Source organism: Streptomyces sp. NPDC090088 (assembly GCF_044747345.1).
Lineage (GTDB): Bacteria > Actinomycetota > Actinomycetes > Streptomycetales > Streptomycetaceae > Streptomyces.
Genome location: NZ_JBIVDZ010000008.1, coordinates 307,300 through 322,630, shown reverse-complemented (window position 1 = coordinate 322,630; position 15,331 = coordinate 307,300). Strand labels below are relative to the sequence as shown.

At 72.8% G+C, this 15,331-nt stretch carries 12 protein-coding genes; 10 read left to right on the top strand and 2 right to left on the bottom strand.

The features are described from left to right. Positions 1 to 100 precede the first annotated feature (100 nt). From ACIPSJ_RS35445 to ACIPSJ_RS35410, 8 genes are all read left to right on the top strand, one after another. Positions 101 to 490, top strand: a complete 390-nt coding sequence (locus ACIPSJ_RS35445) for a cell division protein SepF (protein WP_355710131.1) — start codon at positions 101 to 103, stop codon at positions 488 to 490. 1,074 nt (positions 491 to 1,564) lie between these two features. Next, positions 1,565 to 2,719, top strand: a complete 1,155-nt coding sequence (locus tag ACIPSJ_RS35440) for an ATP-binding protein (RefSeq protein WP_401351977.1) — start codon at positions 1,565 to 1,567, stop codon at positions 2,717 to 2,719. Then, positions 2,716 to 3,045 (top strand): nucleotide pyrophosphohydrolase, encoded by a 330-nt coding sequence (locus ACIPSJ_RS35435; RefSeq protein ID WP_401351974.1) that lies wholly within the window; start codon positions 2,716 to 2,718, stop codon positions 3,043 to 3,045. The genes ACIPSJ_RS35440 and ACIPSJ_RS35435 overlap by 4 nt, the downstream gene beginning before the upstream one ends. Positions 3,046 to 3,239: 194 nt before the next feature. Continuing rightward, the gene (locus tag ACIPSJ_RS35430; RefSeq protein ID WP_355710137.1) at positions 3,240 to 3,698 is read left to right on the top strand and encodes a DUF6099 family protein; all 459 of its coding nucleotides are present in this window, start codon (positions 3,240 to 3,242) and stop codon (positions 3,696 to 3,698) included. 533 nt (positions 3,699 to 4,231) lie between these two features. Further along, the gene (locus tag ACIPSJ_RS35425) at positions 4,232 to 5,155 is read left to right on the top strand and encodes an LLM class F420-dependent oxidoreductase (RefSeq protein ID WP_401351971.1); all 924 of its coding nucleotides are present in this window, start codon (positions 4,232 to 4,234) and stop codon (positions 5,153 to 5,155) included. A gap of 100 nt (positions 5,156 to 5,255) precedes the next feature. Beyond that, the gene (locus ACIPSJ_RS35420) at positions 5,256 to 6,182 is read left to right on the top strand and encodes a DUF4232 domain-containing protein (RefSeq protein WP_401351968.1); all 927 of its coding nucleotides are present in this window, start codon (positions 5,256 to 5,258) and stop codon (positions 6,180 to 6,182) included. A 204-nt stretch (positions 6,183 to 6,386) separates the two neighbouring features. Continuing rightward, positions 6,387 to 7,862 (top strand): 3' terminal RNA ribose 2'-O-methyltransferase Hen1, encoded by a 1,476-nt coding sequence (locus ACIPSJ_RS35415; protein WP_401351966.1) that lies wholly within the window; start codon positions 6,387 to 6,389, stop codon positions 7,860 to 7,862. Then, positions 7,859 to 10,405 carry a polynucleotide kinase-phosphatase gene (locus ACIPSJ_RS35410; protein WP_401351963.1) on the top strand — a complete coding sequence of 849 codons (2,547 nt, stop codon included), beginning with the start codon at positions 7,859 to 7,861 and terminating at the stop codon, positions 10,403 to 10,405. Before ACIPSJ_RS35415 ends, ACIPSJ_RS35410 begins: the two co-directional genes overlap by 4 nt. A 14-nt stretch (positions 10,406 to 10,419) precedes the next feature. On the opposite strand, the gene ACIPSJ_RS35405 is transcribed toward ACIPSJ_RS35410, so the two are convergent. Both ACIPSJ_RS35405 and ACIPSJ_RS35400 read right to left on the bottom strand, forming a co-directional pair. Further along, on the bottom strand, positions 10,420 to 11,313 hold the full coding sequence (locus ACIPSJ_RS35405) for a hypothetical protein (protein ID WP_401351960.1): 894 nt from the start codon (positions 11,311 to 11,313) through the stop codon (positions 10,420 to 10,422). A 406-nt stretch (positions 11,314 to 11,719) separates the two neighbouring features. Further along, positions 11,720 to 12,856 carry an SPFH domain-containing protein gene (locus tag ACIPSJ_RS35400; RefSeq protein WP_401351958.1) on the bottom strand — a complete coding sequence of 379 codons (1,137 nt, stop codon included), beginning with the start codon at positions 12,854 to 12,856 and terminating at the stop codon, positions 11,720 to 11,722. 127 nt (positions 12,857 to 12,983) lie between these two features. On the opposite strand from ACIPSJ_RS35400, the gene ACIPSJ_RS35395 reads away from it, so the two are divergent. Together ACIPSJ_RS35395 and argF are read left to right on the top strand one after the other, a co-directional pair. After that, a complete protein-coding gene (locus ACIPSJ_RS35395) occupies positions 12,984 to 14,207 on the top strand; it encodes an arginine deiminase (protein WP_359226246.1) in 1,224 nt (407 codons plus the stop codon). Between the two features lie 101 nt (positions 14,208 to 14,308). Then, entirely contained in the window at positions 14,309 to 15,316 is a 1,008-nt protein-coding gene (gene argF / locus ACIPSJ_RS35390; RefSeq protein ID WP_393654586.1) for an ornithine carbamoyltransferase, read from the top strand. The last annotated feature ends 15 nt before the right edge of the window (positions 15,317 to 15,331 follow it).

Below are 15,331 nucleotides of genomic sequence, written 5' to 3'. Positions count from 1 at the left end.
GACCCGCTCGCCCATCGTGTCGCTGTTGGGCCGAACGGGTGACTTGGCGTAAGAATTGGCTGGTGCAGGCATCGAGTGCGAGTCAGGTCAGGGGGAGCCGGTGAGCCGTTACGACGTCACCGATGAACAGTGGGAGGGGCTCGCCCAGGTCGTGCCGCTGCGGGGCCGTGACGCGTGGCCCTCCGCGGTCGGCCACCGTGCGCTGCCGGACGCGGAGACCGAGACGCGGCGCCGTTTCGTCGTCCTGCGGGTCAATGTCTTCGCCGACGCCCGCGAGGTCGCCGAGACGCTGATGGCCGGGATACCGGTCCTCCTCGACCTCACCAGCGCCGAGACCGAGGTCGCCAAACGCGTCCTCGACTTCAGCACCGGCGTGGTCTTCGGCCTCGCCAGCGGGATGCACCGCGTCGACCGCAACGTCTTCCTCCTCACCCCACCCGGCACCGAGGTCAGCGGGCTGATGGAGGGTGCGGGGGTTTCGGGGACCTGAGGGCGGGCGGCGCCGACATCGCCGACGGCGGGCTGGCGGGCTGGCGGGCTGACGGGCTGAGGCGCGGCCTAGAGGCCTGGCGGGCTGGCGGCGGGGCCTGGAGGCCTGGCGGGTCTCCCGGTCCGGCTGAGGGACGGACGTCTCTTCGGGTTTTCGGCTGCGGGGTGGGCGTCATTGAACGGCCGCTCTGATTGAGGGTCGGGTGCCCTCGGGGGCGCTCACGGGCGTCTCCGGCACCCCCGGCGGCGGCTCGGCCATCGGCGTGCCGGCCGTGGAGCCGGCGCCCGCCCGTCCCCCGATCGTAGGAAGGTCCGGACGACGGAACGGTTCGCCGCTCACCCGGAGCCCTACGGTCCGCATATGGCCGTGCCCTCCGCGTCGTCCGCGCCCTGCCCTTCCCCGTCCGCCGAATCCGCCCCGAGCGACACATCGTCGCCGTCTCCGTCTCCGTCGCCCGGGGCTCCACCGCCACCGGCGGCCCCGAGCACACCGGCAAGGCCCGACAACCCGCCGTCGCCGGGACCGTCCCACCGCGCGCGTTCGCGAGACGAAGCACCCGCCTCGTCGCCGGCGCCCGAAGTCGGGGTGTCACCGGGAGCGTCAAGCGCGGTTGCGAGGCCTGATGGTTCGTCGTCGGCCGGGCGGTCGCGTCGTGCGGGTTCGGGCGTTGCGCCGGGCGCCCCGTCGCTTGGAGGCGGGGTGTCACCGGGAGCGTCGAGCCCACCGTCGAGGTCTGGTGGTCCGTCATCGTCCGGTCGGTCCCGCCGTGCGGGTTCGGGTGATGTGCCGGCCGTTGTGTCGCCGTCGCCCGAAGTCGCGGTGCCACCGGCGGCGCCGAGTGTGTCGGTGAGGCCCGACGGCCCGTCGCGGCCCGGGCAGCCCCTTCGCGAGCCCGGGCAGCCTCCTCGCGCACGCACGGATGCGTCCGCTCGGCCGTCGGAGGCCGTTCCCCGTGCCGGATCGCGTGCGTCCGCCCGGTCGTCGGAGGCTGTCCCTCGCGCCCGTTCGGGACGCGGGGAAGTGCCGACGGGCGCGGGGGCTGCCGCTCAGGGCGGTGGTGGTTCGGGGGTTCGGGTGGGGCGGGAGCCGTCGGCGCCTGTGGCGGTGCCCCGCCGTGATCCTCGGCCTCGGGTCACGGAGTTGCGGCTGTCTGCCTTCGCCCGGCATCGGGGGGCGAGCATTCCGGTGGGGCAGGTGACGTTGTTGGCCGGGCCCAGCGGGAGTGGGAAGTCCGCGGTGCTCGCGGCGTACGAGGCGCTGGCACGGCTCGGGGGCGGGGCCGAGCTGGGCGAGGTGTTTCCCGACCCCGTCGCGCTGGTGCCGGAGCGGGCGCGGCCCGATGCGCAGCGGCGGCGCGGGTTCCGGATCGGGTGTACGGCGGACGGTCCCGAAGGACCGGTACGGCTGGACGTCGCCGTACAGGCGGAGCCGGAACTGCGGATCGTGGGGGAGCGGCTGACCTCCGGCGGACTCGTGCTCCTGGAGACCGCGCTGCGGGATCCGGGCCGGCGGGCCGTGCAGGCCGCCTGGCACACGGCGGGCTCCGCACCGGTGACCCGGGCCCCGCTCCCCGACGACCGCCTCGGTACCGCGCTGCTGCCGCTGCGGGTGGCCGGGAAGACGGACGGACAGCGGCAGGTGCTGGCCGCCGCCGAGCAGATGGTCGTCGCGCTGCGGTCGGTGTTCGCCTGTGATCCGCGGCCCGAGGGCATGCGCACCCCCGTCCTCATCGGCTCCGGACGCCTGCTGCGCGGCTGCGACAACCTCGCCGACGTCCTGTGGCGCACCCGCGCCGAATGCGGGCGGCGGCACGGGCTGCTCGTCGACGCCGTGCGCACCGGCTGCGCCGGCCCCGTGGCCGACCTGCTCGCGGAGCCGCTCGGCGACGGCACGGTACGGGCGCTGCTCGACCGCGGCGACGGCCACCGCTCGGAACTGGAACGGCTCGGCGACGGCGAACTGCGCTACCTCGCCCTTGCCCTGGTCCTCTTCACCGGCCCCGGCGTCCTGGAGGTCGACGCCCCCGGCGAGGTCCCCGACGCCATGCGCGGCCTCACCGTCCTCGCCGACGGCTTCGACCGCTGCCTCGACCCCCGCCAGCGCGCCGAACTCCTGCGCACCGCCGTCCTGATGGGCGAGCGCGGCCACATCCGCCTCGTCGGCGCGGTGAGCGACGCCTCCTGGGCCGCCGGGGCCGGGGCGATCACAGTGGTACACCTGGACGCGTGACCGACGAACCCCTCGACGTGGCGAGACTCCAGCGCAGGCTGGCCGAGTTCGCCGCCGCCCGCGACTGGCGGCAGTACCACACCCCCAAGAACCTGGTGTCCGCGCTCAGCGTGGAGGCCTCCGAACTGGTCGAGATCTTCCAGTGGTTGACCCCGGAACAGTCGTCCCGGGTGATGGCCGACCCCGACACCGCGCACCAGGTCACGGACGAGGTCGCCGACGTCCTGGCCTATCTGCTACAGCTCTGCGAGGTCCTGGACATCGACCCGCTGGCCGCGCTGGCCGCGAAGATCGACCGCAACGAGCGGCGGTTCCCGCGTGCCTGACGGGTAATCAGGGCGCCCTGGGAGGGAGCCGGGCAGTCCACATTAACGCTCCGTAGCCGGAACCCTGCTCGAATCCGAATTGTTGTCCACAGATTTCCGTCTTCCTCTGGCTTCGCGTCTCGCGCACCCTCACTCTGGGTAGTGAACTACTGAGTGCGGCAAGGCAGTTCGGACCGACGGGGACGGGGCGGCTGATGGACGCGATGCGGCTCATCGTGGTGAGCAGACGGGCGCTGGCGCACGGCGCCGGCGTACCGGAACTGATGACCGAGGTATGGCAGGCCCAGGCCCTGGCCCAGGCGATCGGCAGCAGACTGGCCGTCTCCGGTCCGCCCGAGCTGCGCGGCGAGGCGCTCGGCCTCACCGAGCTGGCGGGCCGGGGCTGCGGTGTGCTGGGCACCCCCGACCTGGACCCCGGCGCCCTGCGCGCCGCCCAGCTCACCGAACTGGACGACGCCCGCCAGACCCTGCTGAGCCTCGGCGGCCTCCTCGGCGAGGTCGGCATCACACTGGTCGGCATGGCCAGCACCGCGGCCGACGAGGCGACGTACTGGCAGTGCATGGAGGCCATCGACGCCGCCGACGAGTCCCGGGACCGCGTGCTGGAGATGCTGCGCAAGCTGGCGGCCCGGGAGGAAGTCCGCGACGGCTAGCGGGGGTCCGGTGGATCACGCCGGACGGCGTTCAGCTCTCGATCGCCGATCCTCGCGCCAGTCCCGCCTCCTTGTGGAGGTCGGACAGGTCCGCGTTCAGCGCCGCCATGAGCTCCTCCATCTGCTGGAGCAGACCCTTCGGCCGACCGGCCGCGCCACCCTGCTGCGGAACGGAATCCGGAACAGAACCCGGAAAGGACCCCGGGCCGGAACCCGGAAAGGACCCCAGACCGGACCCCAGACCGGACCCCAGACCGGAATCCGGGACGGAATCCGGGACGGACTCTTCGGACAAGTCGGCCTCCTCGGCCCCCCGGCCCGCCGTGGCGGCGGGCCATCTGACGCGCGGCGGAGACCGTCCGGCGCGGGTGCCGGACGGCCCGGCACCGCCCACCCAACGATCACCGAAGAGGCCGGTCACTGGCCCGTACGGCCCCGCGTCCCGCCGTCGGCGATATTCACCCGCGGCGGGGACGCGCGGGTCGGCCGATACCAATGCGGTTGACGGGGGCAAGGAGATGCAGGATGGACGCATGGACCTTCGCATCTTCACCGAGCCCCAGCAGGGCGCGAGCTACGACACCCTCCTCACCGTGGCCAAGGCCACCGAGGACCTCGGCTTCGACGCCTTTTTCCGCTCCGACCACTTCATGAAGATGGGCGACGTCGACGGCCTGCCCGGCCCCACCGACGCCTGGATCACCCTCGCCGGGCTCGCCCGGGAGACCAAGCGGATCCGCCTCGGCACCCTCATGACCGCAGGAACCTTCCGCCTGCCCGGCGTGCTCGCCATCCAGGTCGCCCAGGTCGACCAGATGTCCGGCGGCCGCGTCGAACTCGGCCTGGGCGCGGGCTGGTTCGAGGAGGAGCACAAGGCGTACGGCATCCCCTTCCCGAAGGAGAAGTTCGGCCGGCTGGAGGAGCAGCTGGCGATCGTCACCGGCCTCTGGGAGACCAAGGTCGGTGAGACCTTCGACTTCCACGGCACCTACTACGACCTCACCGACTCGCCCGCGCTGCCCAAGCCCGCCCAGGCGAAGGTCCCGGTGCTGATCGGCGGCCACGGCGCCACCCGCACCCCGAAGCTGACGGCGCGTTACGCCGACGAGTTCAACATGCCGTTCGCCTCGGTCGAGGACAGCGCGGCCCAGTTCGGCCGGGTGCGCGCCGCTGTCGAGGCGGCCGGCCGCAAGGCGGACGAGCTGACGTACTCCAACGCCCTCGTGGTCTGCGTCGGCAAGGACGACCAGGAGGTCGCCCGCCGTGCCGCCGCGATCGGCCGCGAGGTCGACGAGCTGAAGACCAACGGCCTGGCCGGCACCCCGGCCGAGGTCGTGGAGAAGATCGGCCGCTACGCCGAGATCGGCGCCCGGCGCTTCTACCTCCAGATCCTCGACCTCTCCGACCTGGACCACCTGGAGCTGATCTCCGCCCAGGTCCAGTCCCAGCTGTCGTAACCCGGCCGGGTCCGCGCGTCCGGTCGGCTGTGACACGGCTGTGACCGGAGCTGTGGCTTCCGCCACAGTCGCCCGCCGCTCGCCCTGATGAGGTGACCGGATGCGCAGACCCCACCCCCGTCTCCTGGCCCCGGCCGCCGTCCTGCTCCTGGCCACGGCGTGCGGGACGGAGCACGCGGACCCGACCGGCGGCGCGGGCGCGGCCGTCCCGGCACCCCGCGTCACCGTCACCGACCCCCCGGTGGACGGCGTCCGCATCACCTCGGTCACCCTCCCCACCGCCTCCCCGAGCCCGTCCGCGTCCCTGGGCTCGGTCCACGCGGACCGGCTGCCCGGCGACTCGGGCATCTCCGCCGCCTACCAGGTCGCCAACGACGGCGCCGAGGCGATGACCTACACCGTGATCTTCGCGTTCACGACGGACACCGGCGCGGTCATGGGCGACAAGAAGGTGACCGTGAGCGGGGTCGCGGCGGGCGGCAGCAGGAACGGGACCGTCGACCTGGGTGTCCTCGCGCCCGGCGCCTCCCCGGTGACCCGGGTGAAGGTCGAGCGGGTCACCAAGGTCCTCGCCGACGAGGCACCGTCCGAGACGGGCGCCTGCCCCGCCTCCGGGCTGCGGCTGTGGGCCGACGACGGCGACGCCGCGATGGGCCTGCGCGTCGTCGGACTCCACCTGGAGAACTGCGGGAAGCGGGACTACGCGCTCGACGGCTATCCGCGGCTGAGCCTCCTGGACGAGAACCGCGAGCCCGTCGACGGCATCCGCATCCGGCACGGCGGCGCCGCCATCGCCTCGGGCACCGGCTTCGACGACCCGCCCGCCCCGCTCACCCTGAAACCCGGTGAGAGCGCCCGGTCCGGCCTGGTCTGGCGCAACACCACCCTGGCGGGCACCGCGGTGAACGTCCCCTACGTCCGGGTCGTGGCGAAGCCCGGCGCCCGGCCCGTGACGGTCACCCCGGAGCTGGATCTCGGCACCACGGGACAGCTCGGCGTCGGCGCCTGGAAACGAGCCGACGGTTGAGCGTTCCGCTCGCCGTCTGCCGTCTGCCGTCTGCCGTCTGCGGCGCCGTCGTGGCCGGTCGCGCAGTTCCCCGCGCCCCTTCGGGGCGCTGCCGCACCGAAATTCCGCGCGTCCGCCCCGCGAACCTAGGTACGTTGGGACCGCGGACACGCGCACGACCAGCGCTTTCGCACTCTTCCCTGACCCTTTTCGAGGCGATCCACCGTGTTCCTGACGATCACCACCACCGGCACAGCCGACCGTCCCGCGACCGACCTCGGGTACCTGCTGCACAAGCACCCCGACAACGCGCAGACCTTCTCGACCTCCTACGGCGTCGCGCACGTCTTCTACCCCGAGGCGGACGCCCCGCGCTGCACGGCGGCGCTGCTCCTGGAGGTCGACGCGGTGGCGCTGGTCCGGCGCGGCAAGGGCAAGGGGCGCGGCGGGGCGCCCGACGCGGCGCTCGCGCAGTACGTCAACGACCGCCCGTACGCGGCCTCCTCGCTGCTCGCCGTGGCGATCGGCAACGTCTTCTCCAGCGCGATGCGCGGGGTGTGCCGGGCCCTGCCCGACGCCCCGGCACAGCCGAGGCCGTTGCGCGTGGAGGTCCCCGCGCTGCCCGCCCGCGGCGGCCCCGACCTGGTGCGCGGCCTCTTCGAGCCGCTCGGCTGGACGGTCACCGCCGAACCGGTCGCCCTGGACACCGCGTTCCCCGAGTGGGGGGACTCGCGCTACGTCCGCCTGGTCCTGGAGTCCGCGACGCTCACCCTCTCCGAGGCGCTGCGCCACCTCTACGTCCTGCTCCCCGTCCTCGACGACGCCAAGCACTACTGGGTGACCTCCGAGGAGGTCGACAAGCTGCTGCGGGCCGGCGAGGGCTGGCTGCCCGCCCACCCGGAGCAGAAGCTCATCACCAGCCGCTACCTCTCCCGCCGCTGGTCGCTGACCCGGCAGGCCATGGAACGGCTGGAGCTGGTCCGGCTCGCCGAGGCCGACGACAGCGAGGTCGAGGACCTCGACAACGCGGTCGAGGACGAGACGGAGACCGAGGAGAGGCCGACCCCGCTCGCCGTGCAGCGACGCGAGGCGATCGTCGCCGCCCTGAAGCGCTCCGGCGCGGCCCGTGTCCTCGACCTCGGCTGCGGGCAGGGCCAACTGGTGCAGGCGCTGCTGAAGGACCCGTCCTTCACCGAGATCGTCGGCGTCGACGTGTCGATGCGCGCGCTCACCATCGCCTCCCGACGGCTCAAGCTCGACCGCATGGGGGAGCGGCAGGCCGCCCGCGTCAAGCTCCTCCAGGGCTCGCTCGCCTACACCGACCAGCGGCTCAAGGGATACGACGCCGCCGTGCTCAGCGAGGTGATCGAGCACCTCGACCTGCCCCGGCTGCCCGCCCTGGAATACGCGGTGTTCGGCACGGCCCGCCCCCGCACGGTCCTCGTGACCACCCCGAACGTCGAGTACAACGTCCGCTGGGAGACTCTCCCCGCCGGACACGTCCGGCACGGCGACCACCGCTTCGAGTGGACCCGCGAGCAGTTCCGCGCCTGGGCCCACCGGGTCGCCGAACTCCACGGCTACGGCGTCGAGTTCACCCCCGTCGGGCCGGACGACCCCGAAGTCGGGCCGCCCACCCAGATGGCCGTGTTCGAGATCAACACCACCACGTCCGCCGCGAAGGAGGCGAAGGCAGCATGACCGGGACACAGCGCACCGGACGGGTCCTCCCCGTCACCGACCTCTCCCTGGTCGTCCTCGTCGGCGCCTCCGGTTCCGGCAAGTCCACCTTCGCGCGCCGCAACTTCAAGCCGACCGAGGTGATCTCCTCCGACTTCTGCCGGGGCCTGGTCTCCGACGACGAGAACGACCAGAGCGCGACCAAGGACGCCTTCGACGTCCTGCACTACATCGCGGGCAAGCGACTGGCCGCCGGGCGCCGCACGGTCGTCGACGCGACCAGCGTGCAGCAGGAGTCGCGAAAGCAGCTGGTCGACCTGGCCCGGACGTACGACGTGCTGCCCATCGCCATCGTCCTCGACGTGCCCGAGGAGGTATGCGCCGAGCGCAACGCGGCCCGCACCGACCGGGCCGACATGCCGCGCCGGGTCATCCAGCGCCACATCCGCGAACTCCGGCGCTCCGTCAAGCATTTGGAGCGCGAGGGCTTCCGCAAGGTGCACATCCTGCGCGGTGTCGAGGAGGCCGAGTCCGCGACCGTCGTCACCGAGAAGCGGTTCAACGACCTGACCCACCTCACCGGCCCCTTCGACATCGTCGGCGACATCCACGGCTGCGCGAGCGAACTGGAGTCGCTGCTGGCCAAGTTGGGCTACGCCGACGGTGTGCACCCCGACGGCCGTACCGCCGTCTTCGTCGGCGACCTCGTCGACCGCGGCCCGGACAGTCCTGGCGTGCTGCGCCGGGTGATGTCGATGGTCGGGTCGGGCAACGCCCTGTGCGTGCCCGGCAACCACGAGAACAAGTACGGGCGGTATCTCAAGGGCCGCAAGGTCCAGCACACCCACGGACTCGCCGAGACCATCGAGCAGATGGACGGCGAGAGCGAGGAGTTCACGAAGCAGGTAAGGGAGTTCATCGACGGACTCGTCAGCCACTACGTCCTCGACGGCGGGAAACTGGTCGTCTGCCATGCCGGGCTGCCCGAGAAGTACCACGGCCGCACCTCCGGCCGGGTCCGCTCGCACGCCCTGTACGGCGACACCACCGGCGAGACCGACGAGTTCGGCCTGCCGGTGCGCTACCCGTGGGCCGAGGACTACCGGGGCCGCGCGGCCGTCGTCTACGGCCACACCCCGGTCCCCGAGGCGAGCTGGCTGAACAACACCATCTGCCTGGACACCGGCGCGGTCTTCGGCGGCAAGCTGACCGCGCTGCGCTGGCCGGAGCGGGAGCTGGTCGACGTACCGGCCGAGCGGGTCTGGTACGAGCCGGCCCGCCCGCTGCGGACGGAGGCACCCGGCGGCCAGGACGGACGGCCGCTGGACCTGGCGGACGTCCAGGGCCGGCGGGTCGTCGAGACCCGGTACCAGGGCCGGATCGCGGTCCGCGAGGAGAACGCGGCGGCGGCCCTGGAGGTGATGAGCCGCTTCGCGATCGACCCGCGCCTGCTGCCGTACCTCCCGCCGACCATGGCGCCCACCGCCACGAGTCACGAGGAGGGCTATCTGGAGCACCCGGCGGAGGCCTTCGCCCAGTTCGCGCGGGACGGAGTGGCCCGGGTCGTGTGCGAGGAGAAGCACATGGGCTCGCGGGCGGTGGCCCTGGTGTGCCGGGACGCCGAGGCGGCACAGAAGCGCTTCGGCGTCGCCCCCGGACCCACCGGCTCCCTGTACACCCGTACCGGACGCCCGTTCTTCGCCGACGAGTCGGTGACCGAGGAGATCCTCGGCCGGATCCGCGCGGCGGTCGACGCGGCCGGTCTCTGGGACGAACTCGCCACCGACTGGCTGCTCCTGGACGCCGAGCTGCTGCCCTGGTCGCTGAAGGCCTCCGGCCTGCTGCGCACCCAGTACGCGGCGGTCGGCGCCGCCTCCGGCGCGGTCTTCCCGGGCGCGCTGGCCGCCCTGGAGGGCGCGGCGGCGCGCGGTGTCGACGTCGGCGAACTCCGCGACCGGCAGCGTGACCGCGCCGCCGACGCGGCCGCGTTCACCGACGCCTACCGCCGCTACTGCTGGACCACCGACGGCCTGGACGGGGTGCGCCTCGCCCCCTTCCAGATCCTCGCGGTCCAGGGCCGCAGCCTCGCCGCGCTCCCGCACGACGGGCAACTCGCCCTCCTGGACCGGCTGGTGGAGCACGACCCGAGCGGTCTGCTGCAGACCACCCGCCGCCTGTACGTCGACACCGGCGACCCGGAGTCGGTGCGGGCCGGCGTCGACTGGTGGCTGGAGATGACCGGCCGGGGCGGCGAGGGCATGGTCGTCAAGCCGCTCGGCGCGGTCGTCCGCGACCGGGAGGGCCGCCTGGTCCAGCCCGGCATCAAGTGCCGCGGCCGGGAGTACCTGCGGATCATCTACGGCCCCGAGTACACCCGCCCCGACAACCTCACCCGCCTGCGCGGCCGCTTCCTCAACCACAAGCGGTCCCTGGCGATCCGCGAGTACGCCCTGGGCCTGGAGGCCCTGGACCGCCTCGCGGACGGCGAGCCGCTGTGGCGGGTCCACGAGGCGGTGTTCGGGGTGCTGGCCCTGGAGTCGGAGCCGGTCGACCCCCGGCTCTGACCGGCCTCAGGGCCTCAGCCGACCAGCCGGAGCCGCCGGTCGCAGGCCCCCACCCGGACGGTCTGTCCCCAGGTCAGCTCCAGGGCGTCGGTCTCGATGCCGTCGCCGAAGGCGATCAGGCGGTCCGACTCGACCGTGAGGGTCAGGGACGCCGAGTCCTTCAGCTCCCCGGCGACCAGGGAGGTCCCGGTCGCCGGGGACGGCCAGGCCTCCCGGACGAACCACAGCAGGCGGTCCTCGGTGGGGGAGGGCAGCGGCAGCCGGGTGCCGCGCTCCTGCCACAGCGAGCGCAGCCAGCCGGTGGCCCCGGTGCCGGTGCCCACCAGCACCCCGGAGGATGCCTGGGCCTCGACGACACCCCCGTCGTTCTCGAGGCCCAGGCGGTATCGGGCGGTCTGATGACCGGCGGTACCCAGGTAGATCTCGTTGAGCGCCACGAGCCGCTGCGTGTCGTCGGCGACCGCCTCGACCATCGTCAGCTCGTCGACGCCGGTGGCCACGACCGAGGCCAGCAGCACGGCCGCCTGTTCGGGCCGGTGCCGTACCAGGACACCGGGGTTGCGGCCGGGGTCGGTGTCGATGCCCACCACCGGCTGGCCGTCCAGGTACTTGGCGACGTTCGCCACCAGCCCGTCCTGGCCGACCACCACGACCACGTCCTCCGGCGCGAACAGGAAACGGTCCAGGTCGGACCGCTCCACCCGGGCCTGACGCCAGGTCAGCGGCACCGCCGAGGTCACCTCGGCGAGCGCCCGCCGGGTCCGCCGGTGCCGTTCCGCGACCTCCTCGATGCTCCGCCCCCGGGAGGACAGGAAGAACGCGGCCTGTCCGTGCGTCCCGTGGTGCGCCACCAACTCCTCGTACTCCGTGGTCCGATGAACAACCACTGCACGCGGCGCAAGACTCACGGCCCCACCCCCGAAAGCCCCCCCGACCATCCGACAGAAACCGACGAGCCGCCCCGCCAACCACGCCACCCCTCCGGCCCACCGCCGACCAGTCCGCGGGCACACTCGGCCGAGACAGACACCTCGGCACCGCCCGCCGCCCATGCCCTCGGCCGCGCCGCACTCGCCGCCCCCGAAAGCCGGCGCGGCCGAGCGAAGGGAGCCGCCGAGCCATCTCGGCGCTCGCGCCACCCCTCCGGCCCACCGACGGGCAGTTCGCGGGCAGGCGCGGCCGAGGCAGACGGCCCGGCCCCGCCCGCCACCCGTGCCGCGCGCCTCTCGGCCAGAAGCCCGGGCACCCGCGCCCGTGCCGTCGGCACCGCCGTACGCCTCTCGGCCCGTACCCCCCGCACTCCGCGTACCCCGTTCACGCCTGCTCCCCCGAGCCCAGCTTCGCGAGCAGTCCTGTCAGTACGTCCGGGGACACGGTCACGCTGTCGATGCGTGGGAGGTTCTCGGCGAGCCGGGTGCCGGTGAGGGCGTGCAGGGTGGCGACGTCGACCTCGCTGTGCACGCGCAGCCAGGCCGCCTGTGCCGCGGCTCGCGCCTCGCCGACCTCCCGCGCCCCGGCGGCCTCGGCGCGGGCGAGCGTGATCGCCCGGGCCGCCTCGGCGTCGGCGAGCTTCACGGACCGGACCGCCTCGGCCTCCGCGAGGGTCACGGAGCGGGCCGCTTCCGCCTCCGCCAGTTTCACGGAACGGGCGGCCTCCGCCTCCGCGAGCTTCACCGTGCGGGCGGCCTCCGCCTCCGCGTGGACCGCGTCCGCCGCCGCGGCCTCCTCCGCCTCGCGGCGCGCGTTGGTGCCGCGCTGCTCGACGAGTTGCTCCTCGCGGCGGGCCAGTTCGATCTGGCTGGCCAGCTCGTTCTCGGCGATCGCCCGTTCCCGCTCGACGGCCACCGCCCGCCGCTCGTAGGTGGCCCGGTCGGCCTCCTGCTGGATCTGTTCCCGGGCCGGGGTGCGCAGCGCCCGCTCCACCTCGGGCTCCGGCCGCAGTGCCATCACCCGGACGGCCACCACCTCGATGCCGGTCGCCGGCAGCCGGGGCTCGGCCCCCAGCCCCGCCGCGATCCGCTCCCGCACCGCCGCCACCCCGTCGACCAGCGCCGCCGACAGCGGGGTCCGGGCCAGCACGTGCAGCGCGTGCTGCTGGGCCGTCTCCGTGAGCAGCGTGCCCAGCTGTTCCAGCGGGGTGCCCCGCCACACCCCCGTGTCCGGGTCGATCGAGAAGTCGAGGCGGGCGGCGGCCGCCGCCGGGTCGCCGATGCGGTAGGTGACCGTCGCCTGCACCGCCACGTCCTGGAAGTCGGCCGTACGGGCGTGGAAGGTCATCGCCAGTTCGCGGTCGTCGACCGGTATCTCCGAGATGGCCGCGGTGAGCGCGCGGAACCAGAAGCTGAGCCCCGGTCCGTCGTGCACCAGCCGCCCGTCCCGGTGGTGTCGGACGTGCGCCGTCGGCACCCCGCGCAGATGCCGCCTGCCGAGGCGCCGGGTGATGTCGGCCATGGTCCCCCCTCGTAATTTAGAGTCAGTACGACCATAATCCAGCGTGCGGCGCTTGTCGTCAAGAGGACGAGAAAAGGAAACGGTCAAGCAGGGGGTGAACGCGGTCCCCGATGGTCAGGATGGAGACATGGGATTCCATGTCGACTCCGAGGCCGGGCGGCTGCGCCGCGTCATCCTGCACCGGCCGGACCTGGAGCTGAAAAGGCTCACCCCGAGCAACAAGGACGCCCTCCTCTTCGACGACGTCCTCTGGGTGCGCCGGGCCCGGGCCGAGCACGACGGCTTCGCCGACGTGCTGCGCGACCGCGGCGTCGCCGTCCACCTCTTCGGCGACCTGCTGGAGGAGGCGCTGGAGATCCCGGCCGCCCGCACCCTCGTCCTGGACCGGGTCTTCGACGAGAAGGAGTACGGCCCGCTCGCCACCGATCATCTGCGCGCCGCCTTCGAGAAACTGCCCGCACGCGAGCTGGCCGAGGCGCTGGTCGGCGGGATGACCAAGCGGGAGTTCCTGGGCGCGCACGAGGAGCCCACCTCCGTTCGTTTCCACGTCATGGATCTTGACGACTTCCTCCTCGAACCGCTCCCCAACCACCTCTTCACCCGGGACACCTCCGCCTGGGTCTACGACGGGGTCTCCATCAATGCCATGCGCTGGCCGGCCCGGCAGCGCGAGACCGTGCACTTCGAGGCGATCTACCGGCACCACCCCCTCTTCCGTGCGGAAACGTTCCACGTCTGGTCCGAGGGGCAGGCCGCCTACCCCTCCACCATCGAGGGCGGCGACGTCCTGGTGATCGGCAACGGCGCGGTCCTGATCGGGATGAGCGAGCGCACCACCCCGCAGGCCGTCGAGATGCTCGCGCACAAGCTGTTCGCGGCGGGCTCGGCGCGCACGATCGTGGCCCTGGACATGCCGAAGCGGCGCGCCTTCATGCACCTCGACACCGTGATGACGATGGTCGGCGCCGACACCTTCACCCAGTACGCCGGGCTCGGCATGCTCCGCTCGTACACCATCGAACCGGGCGTCGGCGAGAAGGAGCTCAAGGTCACCGACCACCCGCCGGAGCACATGCACCGCGCCATCGCCGCCGCCCTCGGCCTGAACGAGATCCGCGTCCTGACCGCCACCCAGGACGTCCACGCGGCCGAGCGCGAGCAGTGGGACGACGGCTGCAACGTCCTCGCCGTCGAACCCGGTGTCGTGGTCGCCTACGAACGCAACTCCACCACCAACACCCATCTGCGCAAGCAGGGCATCGAGGTGATCGAGATCCCGGGCAGTGAACTGGGCCGAGGGAGGGGCGGGCCGCGCTGTATGAGCTGCCCGGTGGAGCGGGACGCGGTGTGACGGATCCGGCCGCACGGCCGACTGTATAGAAATGTGGAACATCGTATAGACTTCCATGGTCCCTGAAGCTGAACCCTGTCCCCCTACCGCTGGAGCGCCCCATGGCGACTGTCCCGACCGCCCTCGCCGGCCGCCACTTCCTCAAGGAACTGGACTTCACCCAGGAGGAGTTCCGCGGGCTGGTCGAGCTGGCCGCCGAGCTGAAGGCGGCCAAGAAGGCCGGGACCGAGACCCAGCGGCTGCGCGGCAGGAACATCGCGCTGGTCTTCGAGAAGACCTCCACCCGCACCCGCTGCGCCTTCGAGGTCGCCGCCGCCGACCAGGGCGCCGTCACCACCTACCTCGACCCGGCCGGTTCGCAGATCGGGCACAAGGAGTCGGTGAAGGACACCGCCCGGGTCCTCGGCCGGATGTTCGACGCGATCGAGTACCGCGGCCACGGCCAGGGTGTGGTGGAGGAGCTGGCCGCGTTCGCCGGGGTCCCCGTCTACAACGGCCTCACCGACGAGTGGCACCCCACCCAGATGCTCGCCGACGTGCTCACCATGACCGAGCACAGCGACAAGCCGCTCACCGGCATCGCCTTCGCCTACCTCGGCGACGCCCGCTACAACATGGGCAACTCCTACCTGGTCACCGGCGCCCTGCTCGGCATGGACGTACGGATCGTCGCCCCCCGCGTGCTGTGGCCGGACGACACGATCGTCGACCTGGCCCAGCAGCTCGCCGCCGCCTCCGGCGCCCGGATCACGCTCACCGAGGACGTCAAGGAGGGCGTGCGCGGCGCCGACTTCGTCGCCACCGACGTCTGGGTGTCGATGGGCGAGCCCAAGGAGGTCTGGGACGAGCGGATCGCGCTGCTCGGCCCCTACGCCGTCACCATGGACGTGCTGCGCGCCACCGGCAACGCCGACGTCAAGTTCCTGCACTGCCTGCCGGCCTTCCACGACCTCGGCACCGACGTCGGCCGCGAGATCTACGAGCGGCACGGCCTGACCGAGCTGGAGGTCACCGACGAGGTGTTCGAGTCCGAGCACTCCGTCGTCTTCGACGAGGCCGAGAACCGGATGCACACCATCAAGGCCGTCCTGGTCGCCACCCTGGCCTGACCAGCCCTATCCTTT

Coding starts and splice junctions, on each gene's coding strand:
- ACIPSJ_RS35425 (WP_401351971.1), top strand. CDS start 4,232: ATGGACCTTCGCATCTTCACCGAGCCCCAGCAGGGCGCGAGCTACGAC.
- ACIPSJ_RS35400 (WP_401351958.1), bottom strand. CDS start 12,856: ATGGCCGACATCACCCGGCGCCTCGGCAGGCGGCATCTGCGCGGGGTG.
- ACIPSJ_RS35410 (WP_401351963.1), top strand. CDS start 7,859: ATGACCGGGACACAGCGCACCGGACGGGTCCTCCCCGTCACCGACCTC.
- argF (WP_393654586.1), top strand. CDS start 14,309: ATGGCGACTGTCCCGACCGCCCTCGCCGGCCGCCACTTCCTCAAGGAA.
- ACIPSJ_RS35420 (WP_401351968.1), top strand. CDS start 5,256: ATGCGCAGACCCCACCCCCGTCTCCTGGCCCCGGCCGCCGTCCTGCTC.
- ACIPSJ_RS35430 (WP_355710137.1), top strand. CDS start 3,240: ATGGACGCGATGCGGCTCATCGTGGTGAGCAGACGGGCGCTGGCGCAC.
- ACIPSJ_RS35395 (WP_359226246.1), top strand. CDS start 12,984: ATGGGATTCCATGTCGACTCCGAGGCCGGGCGGCTGCGCCGCGTCATC.